A 15,069-nucleotide genomic window follows, 5' to 3' on the forward strand; every position below is an offset into this window, starting at 1 on the left:
GGCGGGGGCGGCGGCGCCAGCCGTGGCTGGCCGGCCATGTAATCGATGAACGCGGCGAAGAAGCGCTCGATGATCTTCTCGCCCGCCTTCAGGATCAGGCTTTCGCCGCATTCGGCCAGCTTGCCGCCGGTCATGCTCGCCACGGTGTAGGCCACGCGGGTGCCCTGGTCCTTGGTGCTGAGGTTGACCTGGGCGGTGCCGATGGCCAGGCAGGCCGCCCGGCCCTTGCCTTCGAACACCAGGGTGCAGCTGTTGGGGGGATCGACGTCCGACAGCAGGATCTCGCCATCGTAGTCGGTGTCGATGCCGGCGACCTTGGCGCGCAGGGTGACGGCGTACTCGGTGGGGGAGCGCTGCGTGACGTTGACGCATCCGGGGATGCATCGCTGCAGCACGGCAGGATCGGTCAAGGCGTCCCAGGTCTGGTGCTGGGTCGAAGGAATCCATTGGGCATCGGCGATACGCATGGTTGTCTCCTTTCTTGGCACGTTTGGCCTTATTGTGTACCTATATCTTCCGGAATGCTAATTCTCGTTGTCCGTATCAGGATTCTGCCGACGGCGCAGGCCGCAAGCGGCTGAACGGCCTCTCATGTGTGCCGCGCCCGGGCGCGTCTCCTCTACAATATTGGCCCAGGCGAATCCGGGTCGGACGCCGCGTCCCCGCGGCATCCCGTTCGCCGGTATTGCTATCCTGCACCGGTGGGACTGGCGAGACTCCTGTAACAGTAACGCTGACATTTCCTCGTTTTCTAATGGCGCAGTCTCGTATTTCCGTTGCAATTCGCGCAGACGCTTCCGTGCAGATCGGAGCGGGGCATGTGATGCGCTGCCTGGCGCTGGCGGCGGAGCTGGCCGCGCGGGGCGCCGAGGTCCATTTCCTGACGCGGCGCTTGCCGGGCCATCTGGGAGAACTGATCGCCCGGCTCGGGCATGTGGTGCATTGGCTGCCCGACCCTGCCGGGCCGGCGGATGTTGCGCTGCACGGTTACGAGAGCTGGTTGGGCGTGCCGGTCGAGCAGGACAGGGACGCGGCCGCCACGATATTGCGTCAGCTGCGTCCGGATTGGCTGATCGTGGATCACTATGCGCTGGATCGGCGCTGGGAAGGCGCGTTGCGGCAGTATTGCGGCCGGATCATGGCAATCGACGATTTGGCTGATCGTCCGCATGATTGCGACCTGCTGCTGGATCAGAACTTCTATCTGGACAATGGCCGCTACGGCCCGTTGCTCAATGGCCGCTGCGTGCAGCTGCTGGGTCCGCGTTATGCGTTGTTGCGGCCGGAGTTTGCGGTGTTGCGGCAGCAGCCGCGCCTGCGCGACGGGGTCGTGCGCCGCCTGTTGATCGCATTTGGCGGCATGGACGCGCATGATCATACGGGGCAGCTGTTGCAAGCCTTGGAAGGCCATCTCGACGGACTGGTCGTCAATGTGGTGATTGGTCAGGCCCATCCTCGGCGGGAGGCATTGCGCCAGTTCTGCACCACGCACCCCAATGTCTGTCTGCATGTCCAGACCGAGCGCATGGGTGAGTTGATCGGTCAGGCTGATCTGGCCATCGGCGCCAGCGGGATCGCCAATTGGGAACGCTTCTGCCTGGGAACGCCGGCCATCGTCCTGGCCGTCGCTGACAATCAGGTGCCGTTGCTGCAAGATCTTCAGAGAGAGGGGCTGGTTCTGGGGGTGACGCCGGAATCTCCGGACCCTGTCGGGGACTGTGTGCGCCTATTCGAATATGCCCGGCATCAACCTGCATTGTTGCAAGGGCTGAGCCGGCGCGGCGCAGGCGTAACGGATGGCAAGGGCGTGCAGCGTGTCATCCGGCGTCTGCTGGAACCGCGGTTCACGTTACGGCCAGCGACGGCCGAGGATTGCCGCGATGTGTATGAATGGCGCAACGCGCCGGAGAACCGCAGGCATTCGCATTCGGCCGAGATCATCGAGTACGCGACGCATAAAGCCTGGTTCGACAGGGTGCTGGAAGATCCGGATCGCATGTTGTTGATCGCGACGCTGGATGACAGGTCGGTAGCGGTGGTCCGTTTCGATATGGAAGGGCGGTCCGCCGTGATTTCTATTTATCTTGTGCCGGGCAGTCACGGGCAGGGCTGGGGAGCGGGTGTGATCAGGCAAGCATCGGAATGGCTGGCCGCGCAGTCTGGTGTTACACAAATACTTGCCGAGGTGCGGCACGAGAATCATGCCTCGGCGGCCGTTTTCCGGGAAGCTGGATACCGCGAGGATCATGAAGTGTTGATGTGGCGGCAGTCAGGATGCAAATAGGCGAGATATTGCAAAAATCCAGTAGGTTTTTGCAATTTGAGCGAGAAATACTACTTGAAAATAAGAAAACGTGTCGATGGTGGTTGGACCTGCTTGCTGCGAAAGGTATTTCTTCCTCTGCATCCAGCAAAAGATGTTGCGTTATGTAAAGTGTTTTGACCGCCGATGGGTTCTTTCATTGAATGACGGCATTCAGCCAGTTATGATTCCCCGCCTAGCGCAGGGGGCGGCAGATTGCCGGCAAGGTTCGCCCCGCCTTCGCCCTGAACGGCGTCCGAGGCTATTCGGCCGCGCCCGCAAGCTGCCGAGCGGGTAAACGGCAGATGGTACTTGGTGGGTGCCTTGGTGCCTGCTGCCTTGGATGCCCCGAATCCCGATCCGATTCGGGCAGAGCTCGAAACGCATATGGCACGAGGCCGCTAGGTATGAATTAGAACGACCGCAGAATCAAATATAGAAGATTGCCGAGGCTGAAATAATGAAAATTGCTGTTGCGGGCGCGGGATATGTAGGTTTATCCAACGCCGTGTTGTTAGCTCAACATCACGATGTGATGGTGGTCGACGTAGTTGCTGAGAAGGTTGAGCGGTTGAATCGGCGCGAGTCACCGATTGTTGACGTGGAATTGCAGGATTATTTGCAGAATAAGTCATTGAGGCTGCAAGCTACGCTGGACAAGCAAGTCGGATATGCGGGTGCTGATTATGTGATTGTCGCCACGCCAACGGACTATGATCCTGTTACCAACCACTTTGATACCAGCCTTGTTGAGGCGGCCATCAAGGATGTTCAGACGATCAATCCGACGGCTGTAATCGTCATCAAGTCTACGGTGCCGGTAGGCTACACGGCTAGATTGAGCGAATCGTTATCATGTGACAACGTAATTTTTTCACCGGAATTCTTGCGAGAAGGCAAGGCACTGTACGACAATCTGCACCCCTCTCGGATTATCGTCGGTGAGCGATCGAGGCGCGCGGAAGTGTTCGCAGATTTGTTGCGTGAAGGCGCATTGAAGCAGGACATCCCTGTACTGTTTACGGATTCGACCGAGGCAGAGGCTGTGAAGTTGTTTTCCAATACGTATCTGGCGATGCGTGTTGCGTACTTCAACGAACTGGATACCTATGCCGCGCTGCATGACCTGGATTCGCGCCAGATCATCGAGGGCGTGGGTCTGGATCCCCGCATCGGCACCCACTACAACAATCCGTCATTTGGCTATGGCGGTTACTGTTTGCCGAAAGATACGAAGCAGTTGCTGGCGAATTATCGTGATGTGCCGCAGAATCTAATACATGCCATCGTTGAATCGAACACCACCCGCAAGGACTTCGTTGCCAACAGCATCCTGAAGCGCCGGCCGCAAGTGGTTGGTATCTATCGCCTGATTATGAAGAGCGGTTCGGACAATTTCCGAGCATCCAGCATTCAGGGGATCATGAAGCGCATCAAGGCCAAGGGCATTGAAGTGATCATCTATGAACCAGCTCTGCATGAAAGCGAATTTTTCCATTCCAAGGTCGTGACGGATCTGGACGACTTCAAGCGACGCGCCGATGTGATCATCGCGAACCGTAGGAGTCCGAGCTTGGCCGACGTGGATTCAAAAGTCTATACCCGCGACCTTTTTGGTAGCGATTGAACATTTCAGGGCGCGCTACATGTTTAACAATCAAACTATCCTTGTGACCGGTGGAACGGGTTCTTTCGGCAATACTTTTGTTCCGTTGACGCTGGCAAAATACAACCCGAAGAAGATCATCATTTTCTCTCGCGATGAGATGAAGCAGTGGGAGATGGCAAATAAGTACAAGGGTGAAGAACGTCTGCGCTTTTTCATCGGCGATGTGCGAGACAAGGATCGCCTCTACCGTGCGTTGGATGGTGTTGACTACGTTGTGCACGCGGCCGCGACGAAGATCGTGCCGACTGCCGAGTACAACCCGTTCGAGTGCGTCAAGACCAACATCATGGGCGCCATGAACTTGATCGATGCATGTATCGACAAGGGCATCAAGCGCGTGGTTGCCTTGTCCACTGACAAGGCTAGCAGCCCGATCAACCTGTATGGCGCCACGAAGCTCGCGTCCGACAAGCTGTTCGTCGCCGGCAATTCGTACACAGGCGGCCACAATACGCGTTTCGCCGTGGTGCGCTATGGCAATGTCATGGGTTCCCGCGGCTCCGTGATCCCGTACTTCCTTTCCATCAAGGACAAGGGCGTCCTGCCGATCACGGATACGCGCATGACGCGTTTCATGATTTCGCTGGAAGAGGGTGTGGAGCTGGTCTGGCATGCTTTCCAGGACATGGAAGGCGGCGAAATCTACGTCAAGAAAATTCCGTCCATGAAGGTCTGCGATCTGGCTCGCGTGATCGCGCCGGATGCGCGCCAGGAAGTCATCGGCATCCGCCCCGGCGAAAAGCTGCATGAGCAGATGATCAGCGCCGAGGATGCGTATTACACGTACGAGTACGACGAACACTTCAAGATCCTGCCGACTATCAATGGCTGGTCCGAGACTGCGCATCGTATCAAGGATGGCACGAAGGTGCCGGAAGGATTCGTCTACGCCAGCGACAACAACAAGGAATGGATGAGCGACGAGGATCTGCGCAGCTGGCTTGATGCCAATCACTCCAGGATCGGGAGCATCTGATGTCCACCATTCCCTATGGCCGTCAGGATATTCAGCAGTCGGACATCGACGCGCTGATTGAAACGCTGCGTTCTGACTTCCTGACGCAAGGCCCTGCTGTTCCGAAGTTCGAGGGCATTCTGGCGGAGTACTGTGGCGCGGCCAGGGGAGTGGCGGTCAACAGCGCGACGTCGGCATTGCACGTGGCTTGCCTGGCGTTGGGTCTGGGCCAGGACGACTGGCTGTGGACCTCGCCCATCACGTTCGTGGCATCTTCCAACTGCGCCTTGTATTGCGGCGCGAGCGTGGATTTTGTGGACATCGATCCGCGTACGTACAACATTTGCCCGCAGGCGCTCGAGCGCAAGCTTGAAATCGCCAAACGTGAAGGCCGCTTGCCGAAGGTTGTGGTGCCCGTGCATCTGTCCGGGCAGTCTTGCGACATGCAGGCGATTCACGCGTTGTCCCAGCGCTATGGCTTTCGCATCATCGAAGACGCTTCGCATGCAGTGGGCGGGCGCTATCAGGGCAAGCCGATAGGCAACTGCCAGTTCAGCGACATAGTCGTTTTCAGCTTCCATCCGGTGAAGATCATCACCACAGCCGAAGGCGGCGTGGCGATGACCAACAACGTCGAGCTGGCCGACCGCATGGAACTGTTCCGCAGCCATGGCATTACGCGTGATCCGTCGCGCATGACTCATGCGTCGGACGGCGGGTGGTACTACCAGCAAATTGAGCTGGGGTTGAACTACCGCATGACTGAACTGCAGGCTACGCTGGGCGTGAGCCAGTCCGCTCGCCTGGACGAGTACGTGAGCCGGCGGCATGTGCTGGCCCGCCGCTACGACCGCCTGCTGGCCGGGCTGCCCGTCACGGTGCCGTGGCAGCACCCCGATACCTACTCGGGGCTGCATCTCTACATCATCCGCCTGCAGCTGGACAAGATGCCGCATACCAGCCATCGACAGGTCTTCGATGCGCTCCGCGCTGGCGGCGTGGGGGTCAACCTGCACTATATTCCGGTGCATCTGCAGCCTTATTACGCGAAGATGGGCTTCAAACTGGGCGATTTTCCCGAGGCTGAACGGTATTACTCCGAGGCTCTCAGTCTGCCGATGTTCCCCACCTTGACTGAAGCCGATCAGGACCGCGTCGTGGACCAGCTCCGCGTCGCGGTGAAGGCCTGACCATGTCTGTGATCCAGTCCAGCGTGATGGCACCGCCGCGTAGCCGATTGACGCAGTTTGCGGGCGACCGAGAATGAGCGCGCGACTGGCACTGGGGACAGCCCAATTCGGCGGCGTTTATGGCATCGCCAATCAGTCCGGCCGCGTGGCGCAGGATGAAATCGGGCGCATTCTCGCTCTGGCCCGTGGCCATGGGCTGAATACGCTGGACACGGCAATCGCCTATGGCGACAGCGAGCTGGCGTTGGGCCAGGCAGGTGTGGGCGCATGGAATATCGTCACCAAGCTGCCAGCCATGCCGCCCGGTTGCACCGACATTGTCGGCTGGGTTCAGGCGAGCCTGCGCGGATCACTGGAGCGCCTGCGGATCGAGCGGGTGCATGGTTTGCTGTTGCATCGGCCTGCGCAGTTGCTCGGTTCCGAGGGAAAAATGCTCGCTCAGGCGTTGACGGATGTACAAGACCAAGGGCTGGTGGCGAAGATCGGCGTGTCCATCTATGCGCCCGAGGAACTGAACCAATTGATGGGAATCATGCCAATCGGTATTGTTCAGGCGCCGATGAATATCCTCGACAGCCGAATGATTGATTCCGGCTGGGCTGATCGCCTGCGCGCGTCTGGTGTTGAACTGCATGTTCGGTCCGCTTTTCTTCAGGGCCTGTTGCTCATGGATGAATGGCCAGCAAAGTTTGCCCGGTGGACGGACATAAGGAACATGTGGATGCAGTGGCTGCAAGCAACCGGGCAAACGCCGGTGCAGGCATGTCTGAATTACGTGTTTTCGATTGACCAGGTGGATCAGGTTGTAATCGGCGTCGACAGTGAATGGCAGTTGCGCGAAATCCTCGCCGCGCCGAGCGATCTCCTGCCGGCAATGCCGGTCTGGCCGCGGCCTCTGGATCCTGTCTTATTAAATCCGGCCCGGTGGAATGAACTATGAAAGTCGTGGCAGTAGTGCAGGCGCGGATGGGTTCTACGCGCTTGCCGAACAAAGTGATGAAGCCCATCGCTGGCGTGCCCATGATCGAGGTGCTGTTGGCGCGGCTGGCCCGTGCCAACACGCTGGATGAGATCGTGGTCGCCACGTCGATCGACGAGAAGAATCAGGTGCTGGCGCAGCATGTGCAAAACCTGGGCTACCGTTGCGTGCGAGGTAGCGAAACAGACGTGCTGGATCGCTACTATCAGGCGGCACAAGCCGCTGGCGCTGACGTGGTAGTGCGGATTACCGGCGATTGCCCGCTGGTGGATCCAGATTTGGTCGATGCCGTCGTACGGAAATATCTTGCGGCGGATGTGGATTATTTTTCCAATGTCGTGCCCCCGACATTTCCGGATGGCCTGGATATCGAGGTTTTCAGCTTCGCTGCGCTCGACCGGGCCGCGCGCGAGGCCGTCCAGCCTTTCGAGCGCGAACATGTCACGCCGTACTTGCGGAATCCACAGCAGTTTCGCCAGGCCGGGATACGCGGCGGCGAAGATCTGTCGGCGTTGCGCTGGACCGTGGATGAACCTGCGGACTTCCTGGTCATTTCCCGGATATTCGAGCGCTTTGCTCCCGATATCCACTTCTCCTGGCGGCAGGTGCTGCAACTGCATCGCAGCAAACCTGAACTGTTCTCCGCCAATCAGCAACTTATCCGTAACGAAGGATCCAATATGGGTACCGGTCAGAAACTCTGGAAACGCGCCAAGCAGATTATTCCGGGCGGCAACATGCTGCTGTCCAAACGCGCTGAGATGATGCTGCCGGAGCAGTGGCCAGCCTACTTCAGCCGAGCCAAGGGCTGCAAGGTCTGGGACCTGGACGGCAACGAGTACATCGACATGTCGCTGATGGGAGTCGGCACCAACAGCCTGGGCTACGGCAATGACGAGGTGGATGCCGCCGTACGCAAGGTCGTTGAGCTGGGCAACATGACGACGTTGAACTGCCCCGAAGAGGTCTACCTGGCAGAAAAGCTGATCGAACTGCATCCTTGGGCGGACATGGTGCGCTTGGCGCGTTCCGGCGGTGAGGCGAACGCTGTCGCCATTCGCATCGCGCGCGCTGCCGCAGGACGGGACAAGGTGGCAGTTTGTGGATACCACGGTTGGCACGATTGGTACCTATCAGCCAATTTGGGAGATGACGAGAGCCTGGCCGGGCATCTGTTGCCGGGTCTGGAGCCCAAGGGCGTGCCGCGCAATCTGCGTGGAACTGTGTTCCCGTTCAACTACAACAACTACGCCGAGTTGGAAGCGCTGGTCAATGAGCACGATATCGGCGTGATCAAGATGGAAGTGGTGCGAAACAAGGGGCCCGAGGACAATTTCCTGCACAAAGTACGCAAGCTCGCCACGGAACGCAACATCGTCCTGATTTTCGACGAATGCACCTCTGGTTTCCGGCAGTCCTTCGGCGGCTTGCACAAGCTGTACGGCGTTGAGCCGGACATGGCGATGTTCGGCAAGACGCTGGGCAACGGCTATGCCATCACCGCTACGATCGGCCGCCGTGAAATCATGGAGGCCGCGCAGTCGACCTTCATCAGTAGCACGTTCTGGACGGAGCGCATCGGCCCGGCGGCTGCATTGAAAACGCTGGAAGTGATGGAACGCATACAGTCCTGGGACATCATCACGAAAACCGGGCTGCATATCCGCGACCGTTGGCAAAAGCTGGCGGACAAGCATGGGCTGAAGATCGATCACTGGGGACTGCCAGCGCTGACCGGATATACCGTGCAAAGTCCCAACGCGCTCGCTTACAAGACTCTTATCACGCAGGAAATGCTGGGTAAGGGTTTCCTGGCGGGCAATAGCGTGTATGCCTGCACCGAGCACAGCCAGGATGTCGTCGATCGTTATTTCGAAGCTCTGGACCCGATCTTCGGATTGATACGCGAATGCGAAGATGGTCGTGATGTGATGGGGTTGCTCAACGGCCCGGTGTGCCACGGCGGCTTCAAGCGTTTGAACTGACGGAGAGGGGGCACTGCCCCTCGCTTCAAATTGAGCATGAACATGGCCAAGGTACCTAGCCTCAGCATTGCGGGCCGGCGCATCGCCGAAGACGCTCCGCCTTATATCATTGCCGAACTGTCGGCGAATCACAACGGCAGGCTGGAGACGGCCATCAGCATCGTCGAACAGGCCAAGAAGGCCGGCGCCGATGCGGTCAAACTGCAGACCTACACGCCTGACACGATCACCCTGGATTGCGATAGCGATGAATTCCAGGTCCATGGTGGACTGTGGGACGGTCGCACGTTGCACGACCTGTACCGCGAGGCCCATCTGCCTTGGGATTGGCATATGCCGCTGTTCGAACATGCACGCAAGGTCGGCATCACGATCTTCAGCTCGCCGTTTGACAATACCGCGGTCGACTTGTTGGAAGATTTGAACGCACCCGCGTACAAGATCGCTTCCTTTGAGGCGATCGACCTGCCCTTGATCAGGTACGTGGCAGGTACCGGCAAGCCCATGATCATTTCGACGGGTATGGCCGATGCGGAGGAAATCGCGGAAGCCGTGACGGCGGCGCAGGACGGCGGTTGCAAAGAGCTGGCCATCCTGCACTGCGTGAGCGGCTATCCCGCGCCCGCGGCCGACTACAACCTGCGTACCATTCCCGACATGATGCGTCGGTTCGGTCTGGTGACGGGGTTGTCGGACCATACCCTCGACAATACGACCGCAATTGCCAGTGTCGCGCTTGGCGCCGCGCTGATCGAGAAGCACTTCACGCTCGACCGCTCCGGAGGCGGGCCGGACGACAGCTTCTCTTTGGAACCCGCAGAGATGGCGCAGCTGTGCCAGGGCGCGCGTACCGCGTGGGAAGCGCTGGGTGCCGTGGACTACGGCCGCAAGTCGAGTGAACAGGGCAATGCCAAGTTCCGCCGCTCCCTGTATTTCGTGCGCGACCTGAAGGCGGGCGAGATCGTCGGCCGCGACGCGGTACGCAGTGTGCGGCCGGGCTATGGTCTGGCGCCCAAGCATTTGGACACCGTTATCGGCAAGCGACTGGTTCGTGACGTGCAGTATGGTACCCGGGTCGATTGGGATGCGATCGACCTGGAACAATAAGTGATCATATGGCACCCATGAAAATCGGTTTTTCTAGTATTTACAGCTGGCGTCCGCACGTGGAGCATCTGTTCTATCTCTCGCAGCTGATGCGCGGCGCGGGCCATCAGATCTCCTTCCTGTCCTGTGAATCGGATCTGTCCGGTTGCTACTCGAAGGAGCTGCATCCCGCGCGCAGCAACGCCATGGACTGTATGCGCTGTCGTATAGGCAACATCCGTTCATACACGGGCCGGGCAGTCTATTCCATCGGCGAGCTGGCCCGCAGCGGCTCGGCCTGGTCCGCCGGCGCGCACGAGGGCAGTCAGTCCAGCGCCAGCACCCTGGGGCGTTTTGAATCAGATGAGGATTTCAGCAGCGCCGAGTTTCAGGCGATCGTCGATCGCTTGGAATCGGGAAGCCAGCGTGCATACGCGGCGGCGGCTGAATGGATCAAGCGCGAGCGTCTGGACGCCATTTGTGTATTCAATGGTCGAATCGACGCGACACGCGCTTTGATCGAGGCTGCGCGCGACGCCAATATTCCGTTCGTCACGATGGAGCGCACATGGTTCGGCGACGGTTTGCAGCTGTTGCCTGGTGAGAACTGTCTGGGTCTGGACAATGTGAATCGCCTGATGGAGCAGTGGGCGGATCGGCCGTTGACGCGCCAGCAGGCGCTGCGTGCGGTGCAACACGTGGCTGCGCGTTTCCTGCGTCGCAACGACAAGGAATGGCGAGCATACAACACGTCCGCGAAAACGGTTGAATGGCCGGAGGTTGCCGCGGCGAGCCGCATCTTGCTGGTGCCAGGAAGCCGCAATGAAGTGTGGGGGCATCCGGACTGGGGTAGTGGCTGGCAGGAACAGACCGAGGCGTATGACGCCCTGATCGAGCATTTCGGCCTGCGTCCATCGGAATTGGTGCTTCGTTGTCACCCGAATTGGGGGGAGCGGATTGGCGCGGCGGACGGCAGGAAGGCCGAGGACTACTACACCGGATGGGCGAAGCGCCGCGGGGTGCATTGCATCGCCAGCACGGACCGGGCCAGCACGCTCGGCCTGATCGAGCGCTGCGATGCCATCGTGGTTGCTGGCGGCAGCGCGGCACTCGAAGCAGGCATCCTGGGCAAGCAGGTGATTGCAACGGGACCGTCAATCTATCAGAAGGCTGGTTTTCAAAGCGATGCCTACCGGCCTGAGCAGCTCGCGCAATTGACGCTCAACGCGAGGCAGGATGCGGAGTTTCGGGCCGGCGAGGCGGTACGCATCGCGCGTCAGACTCTGCGATTCGCCTATACGATGGCCTATCGAGTGGCGCAATTCGTCGACCACGTTCATAGCGCCACGACGACGCGCTACGAGTACCGCCATGGCGCGGATGCGAGTAGGCTCGAGCGCTTGTTGCGCGGTGGCATGTTGGAGGCCGACGACCAGACTTGTGCCGAGGATGCTCGAGAAGAAGATGCCGTACTGGCCTTGATAGGGGATCGACAGTGGGAGCGGTTGTACGCTTTACCGAAGACGGCGCCTGCACGGGATGAGTCCTACGCTGTGAAGCGCCGTTGGATGTTCCGGCCCATCGATGCCCTGCGTGAAGCGTTGCCGCGGGGAGATCGTTGAGGAAGCAGCGGCAATGCTGCGGCTTGACGGCCCATTGAAAGAATATCAAGGAGTTTTCATGAAGAAAGTACTGGTAACTGGCGGATCGGGTTTTCTCGGATCGCATCTGTGTGAGCGCTTGTTGGCTGAAGGCAATGAGGTTTTGTGCGTCGACAATTTTTTTACCGGTGCCAAGCAGAACATTGTTCACTTGTTGTCGAACTCGTACTTTGAATTATTGCGCCATGACGTGACGATTCCGCTGTATGTCGAAGTCGATGAGATCTACAACCTAGCTTGTCCGGCCTCCCCGGTGCACTACCAATTCGATCCGGTCCAGACGCTCAAGACCAGCGTTCATGGCGCCATCAACATGCTTGGCCTCGCCAAACGTCTGAAAGCTCGGATCTTCCAGGCGTCGACCAGCGAGGTCTATGGCGATCCCGAGGTGCATCCTCAGGACGAGAGCTATTGGGGCAGGGTGAATCCCATCGGTATCCGGTCCTGCTATGACGAAGGCAAGCGCTGTGCCGAGACCCTGTTTTTCGACTATCACCGTCAGCACAATGTGGACATCAAGGTCGCGCGAATCTTTAATACCTACGGTCCGCGCATGCATCCGAACGATGGACGGGTAGTTAGCAATTTCATTGTTCAGGCGCTTAAGGGCATCGATATCACGATTTATGGCGAGGGCGAGCAAACGCGCAGTTTCTGCTATGTGGATGACCTGATCGAAGGGTTCGTACGGTTAATGCGCTCTCCTGACGGCGTTACAGGTCCTGTAAATCTGGGCAATCCAGGCGAATTCACCATCCGCCAGTTGGCCGAAAAAGTGCTGGCTTTGACAGGATCTTCGTCCAAACTGGTATTCAAGCCCCTGCCGCAGGATGATCCTCGTCAGCGACAGCCTGACATCACGCAGGCCAGGGAGATTCTGGGCTGGGCGCCCATGGTTGAGCTGGAGCAGGGACTCGTAAAAACGATCGCCTATTTTGAGGAACAGTTATCTTCGAACCGAGCCTGAAAGATCTTGTTAGTAGTACAGCAATCTGGCCGTGATAACGTCGGCGCAAGATAGGAGAGGCTTTATGCATAGTTCGTCAATTCGTCCGGTCGCCATGTCGGATTCGCTACTGGTTTACCTGCTGCGCGGCTACAAGGTGCTTCTGTTGCTGGCGTTACTCGGTGCCGCTGCTGGATATGCTCTGGCTTCGTTTACCCGAGTGCAGTGGATGTCGAAGATGACTATTCAGCCTGGGCAGGTTGCGGTGGTGGCTGGCGGCGAAGTGCAAGACCGCCCGATCGCTCAGATTCCGGTCATCTTGAGCAGGGTTAATTCGCCACCATTCAAGATGGAACTATTGCAGAGGATGAAGCTGCCGGATTCCGGGCCGGGTAGTGCCGAAGCGGTACTGATATTCGAAACGCTACAGGCGACGGCATCCAAGCCGGATGGTCTTATCAATTGGCAAGTGGTGGCGTTTTCTTCGGACGTGGCCAAGCAGGCCTTGATGATGGCCTTCCAGATCCTAAGCGAGGAGCATGCGCAAGAATCCAGCCATTCGTTGCAGCTGCTGAAATCGTCGCTGGCGCAGGTATCGATCGATAGGGATAGGGCTGCGAATGAATACAAGCGTATATACGAGAACTTGAAGAACGTGCCACCGGCCACAAGCGGTGCGGCCGATGCGGTGTTGCTCAGCAATGTTGCCGTGGCGTCAGCGAGGGAACTCCATGAGTTGGATCAACGCAAGGCCAACCTGGAAAGCGCGCTGGATCCACGTCATACCTATCCGACGCGCAAGGTATTTGACGCCTATGTGCTATCGCGCCCCTATGCGCCGAGTGGTTTGATATATGTACTGGCAAGTGCCGCCATAGGCTTGATCCTGGGCGTGCTGCTGGTGTTGTGGCGCGCGTCTCGCCGCACCTCATAGCCGCCGTTCCCGTCAAGACGCGTATGCCCATTTTAAAAGGCTTTCTGTGTACCTGGCTTGTTTACTGGGTGCTCCAGCTGGTGTTGCCGATTTCTCCATCAGGAGATTCGGTTGCCGGGGCATTGCTGGTGCAACTTACCTTTGTGCTAGGTGTGACGATGGCGTTTGTAGTGACTGATCATTGTTGTTCCGGCCTGTCACGCCAAGACGGGGGCTGGCAGCCCGATGCGCGCTTGATCTACATCGCCTTGGTGCTCTCGCTGGTGGGGACTGTCGGCTTGGTCTACGACAAGGTGCTGGTTCAGGGTATCGACTATTCAGCCGGACTGGCGTATGCACGCGAGCAGTGGCGTCAGCTTGGCGAGGCACGAGATGGTGCCGTGTCGTCTTTTGCTAGTGCATTGGGTTATTTGCTCAGTGCATCGTATACGGTGGCTGTGGTGTTGTTTCCGTGGGTCAGGCTTCGCTCCCATATCAAATTCGCAGTAGGCGGAGCCGCCGTAATGCTGGCGCTGGTAAACACACTCTTGACTGGCGGCCGTTCGACCTTGCTGCTGGCCCTTCTGTTCTATCTGGTATCGCGCTCTTTGGCAGGGATGAAATATGGTGCGCGCTCTGCCAATTTTCACTCCAGGCTATTGTTGATGGTGATGGTTGCGCTCAGTGGCTGCTATTTTCTCTATGTGTTTATGGAGCGAGCCGAAGCTACGGGGATATCCATTGCCGAGTATTCTCACGGGGTTATAGTGTATCTGGGGCTGCAACCGTCTGATTGGCTGAGCAACTTGCGCCCCGATAGCGTCATGACTGGCATTATCTATCTTATAGTGATGGGTGCTGCCTATTTTTGCCATAGCTTCGCCACAACCGTTTCAATCGTCGATCTTGGTCCTTACCATAACAGCGCAATCGTGGTATTTGGGGCAGTGCTTGGCATAGCGAGCAAGCTCAAATTGATGGCGCCGGTGGATACGGATTGGTTTTTGGCCGGTTTATTCCCCTCGCTGCCCGGCGCGTTGTATCTGCAGGGAGGATGGGTTCTGCTGTCAGCGGCGGCAGTGATTGCCGGCCTGCTTGGCGGTATCACGTACCGTTGGTTTCGTACTTGGCCCTCGCTATTGTCGCTGGGGGCGCTGACGGCATTTGGCTGCATATTGCTGGCCAGCCCGATTCTCTTCGCTGGCGATGTCTTGATGTTTCCGTTCATCGTGCCGCAGTTCGTGATTGTCTGGGTGATTTCGGTTTTCATGGGTGTTGGCCGGAAGAGGGAGGCCAAACCCGCAACCACGCCCATGGCATGATGGTGTGATGGCGGCGGGTTGCCTGCGATCGGTATCAAGGCAAAGGCCATAAGTTTGGCTG

Annotated in this window: 12 protein-coding genes; 11 read left to right on the plus strand and 1 reads right to left on the minus strand. The window is 58.4% G+C overall.

Features of this window, described 5'->3' with window-relative positions; translation table 11 throughout:
• Positions 1-467 (minus strand): SRPBCC family protein (locus AC6LJ5_RS11055; protein ID WP_498140471.1); only part of this gene is annotated, 467 nt, incomplete at its 3' end.
• Between the two features lie 287 nt (positions 468-754).
• On the opposite strand from AC6LJ5_RS11055, the gene pseG reads away from it, so the two are divergent.
• From pseG to AC6LJ5_RS11110, 11 genes are all read left to right on the plus strand, one after another.
• The gene (gene pseG / locus AC6LJ5_RS11060; RefSeq protein WP_498140472.1) at positions 755-2,284 is read left to right on the plus strand and encodes a UDP-2,4-diacetamido-2,4,6-trideoxy-beta-L-altropyranose hydrolase; all 1,530 of its coding nucleotides are present in this window, start codon (positions 755-757) and stop codon (positions 2,282-2,284) included.
• Between the two features lie 478 nt (positions 2,285-2,762).
• Positions 2,763-3,929, plus strand: coding sequence for a nucleotide sugar dehydrogenase (locus AC6LJ5_RS11065; RefSeq protein WP_498140473.1), 1,167 nt, complete (start codon positions 2,763-2,765; stop codon positions 3,927-3,929).
• Positions 3,930-3,948: 19 nt separating this feature from the next.
• Complete coding sequence (gene pseB / locus AC6LJ5_RS11070) at positions 3,949-4,947, plus strand: UDP-N-acetylglucosamine 4,6-dehydratase (inverting) (RefSeq protein ID WP_498140474.1); 999 nt, start codon at positions 3,949-3,951, stop codon at positions 4,945-4,947.
• Positions 4,947-6,116 carry a UDP-4-amino-4,6-dideoxy-N-acetyl-beta-L-altrosamine transaminase gene (pseC, locus tag AC6LJ5_RS11075; protein WP_498140475.1) on the plus strand — a complete coding sequence of 390 codons (1,170 nt, stop codon included), beginning with the start codon at positions 4,947-4,949 and terminating at the stop codon, positions 6,114-6,116. Before pseB ends, pseC begins: the two co-directional genes overlap by 1 nt.
• Before the next feature lie 73 nt (positions 6,117-6,189).
• Positions 6,190-7,056 carry an aldo/keto reductase gene (locus AC6LJ5_RS11080; protein WP_498140476.1) on the plus strand — a complete coding sequence of 289 codons (867 nt, stop codon included), beginning with the start codon at positions 6,190-6,192 and terminating at the stop codon, positions 7,054-7,056.
• Positions 7,053-9,080 (plus strand): aminotransferase class III-fold pyridoxal phosphate-dependent enzyme, encoded by a 2,028-nt coding sequence (locus tag AC6LJ5_RS11085; protein WP_498140477.1) that lies wholly within the window; start codon positions 7,053-7,055, stop codon positions 9,078-9,080. The genes AC6LJ5_RS11080 and AC6LJ5_RS11085 overlap by 4 nt, the downstream gene beginning before the upstream one ends.
• A 42-nt stretch (positions 9,081-9,122) precedes the next feature.
• A complete protein-coding gene (pseI, locus tag AC6LJ5_RS11090; protein WP_498140478.1) occupies positions 9,123-10,187 on the plus strand; it encodes a pseudaminic acid synthase in 1,065 nt (354 codons plus the stop codon).
• Positions 10,188-10,204: 17 nt separating this feature from the next.
• Entirely contained in the window at positions 10,205-11,788 is a 1,584-nt protein-coding gene (locus AC6LJ5_RS11095) for a hypothetical protein (RefSeq protein WP_498140479.1), read from the plus strand.
• Positions 11,789-11,846: 58 nt separating this feature from the next.
• A complete protein-coding gene (locus tag AC6LJ5_RS11100; protein ID WP_498140480.1) occupies positions 11,847-12,794 on the plus strand; it encodes a UDP-glucuronic acid decarboxylase family protein in 948 nt (315 codons plus the stop codon).
• A gap of 64 nt (positions 12,795-12,858) precedes the next feature.
• Positions 12,859-13,707 carry a hypothetical protein gene (locus tag AC6LJ5_RS11105; protein ID WP_498140481.1) on the plus strand — a complete coding sequence of 283 codons (849 nt, stop codon included), beginning with the start codon at positions 12,859-12,861 and terminating at the stop codon, positions 13,705-13,707.
• Between the two features lie 23 nt (positions 13,708-13,730).
• Positions 13,731-15,008, plus strand: a complete 1,278-nt coding sequence (locus AC6LJ5_RS11110) for a hypothetical protein (protein ID WP_498140482.1) — start codon at positions 13,731-13,733, stop codon at positions 15,006-15,008.
• Positions 15,009-15,069: the final 61 nt, after the last annotated feature.

Source organism: Achromobacter sp. 1011791174 (assembly GCF_059760925.1).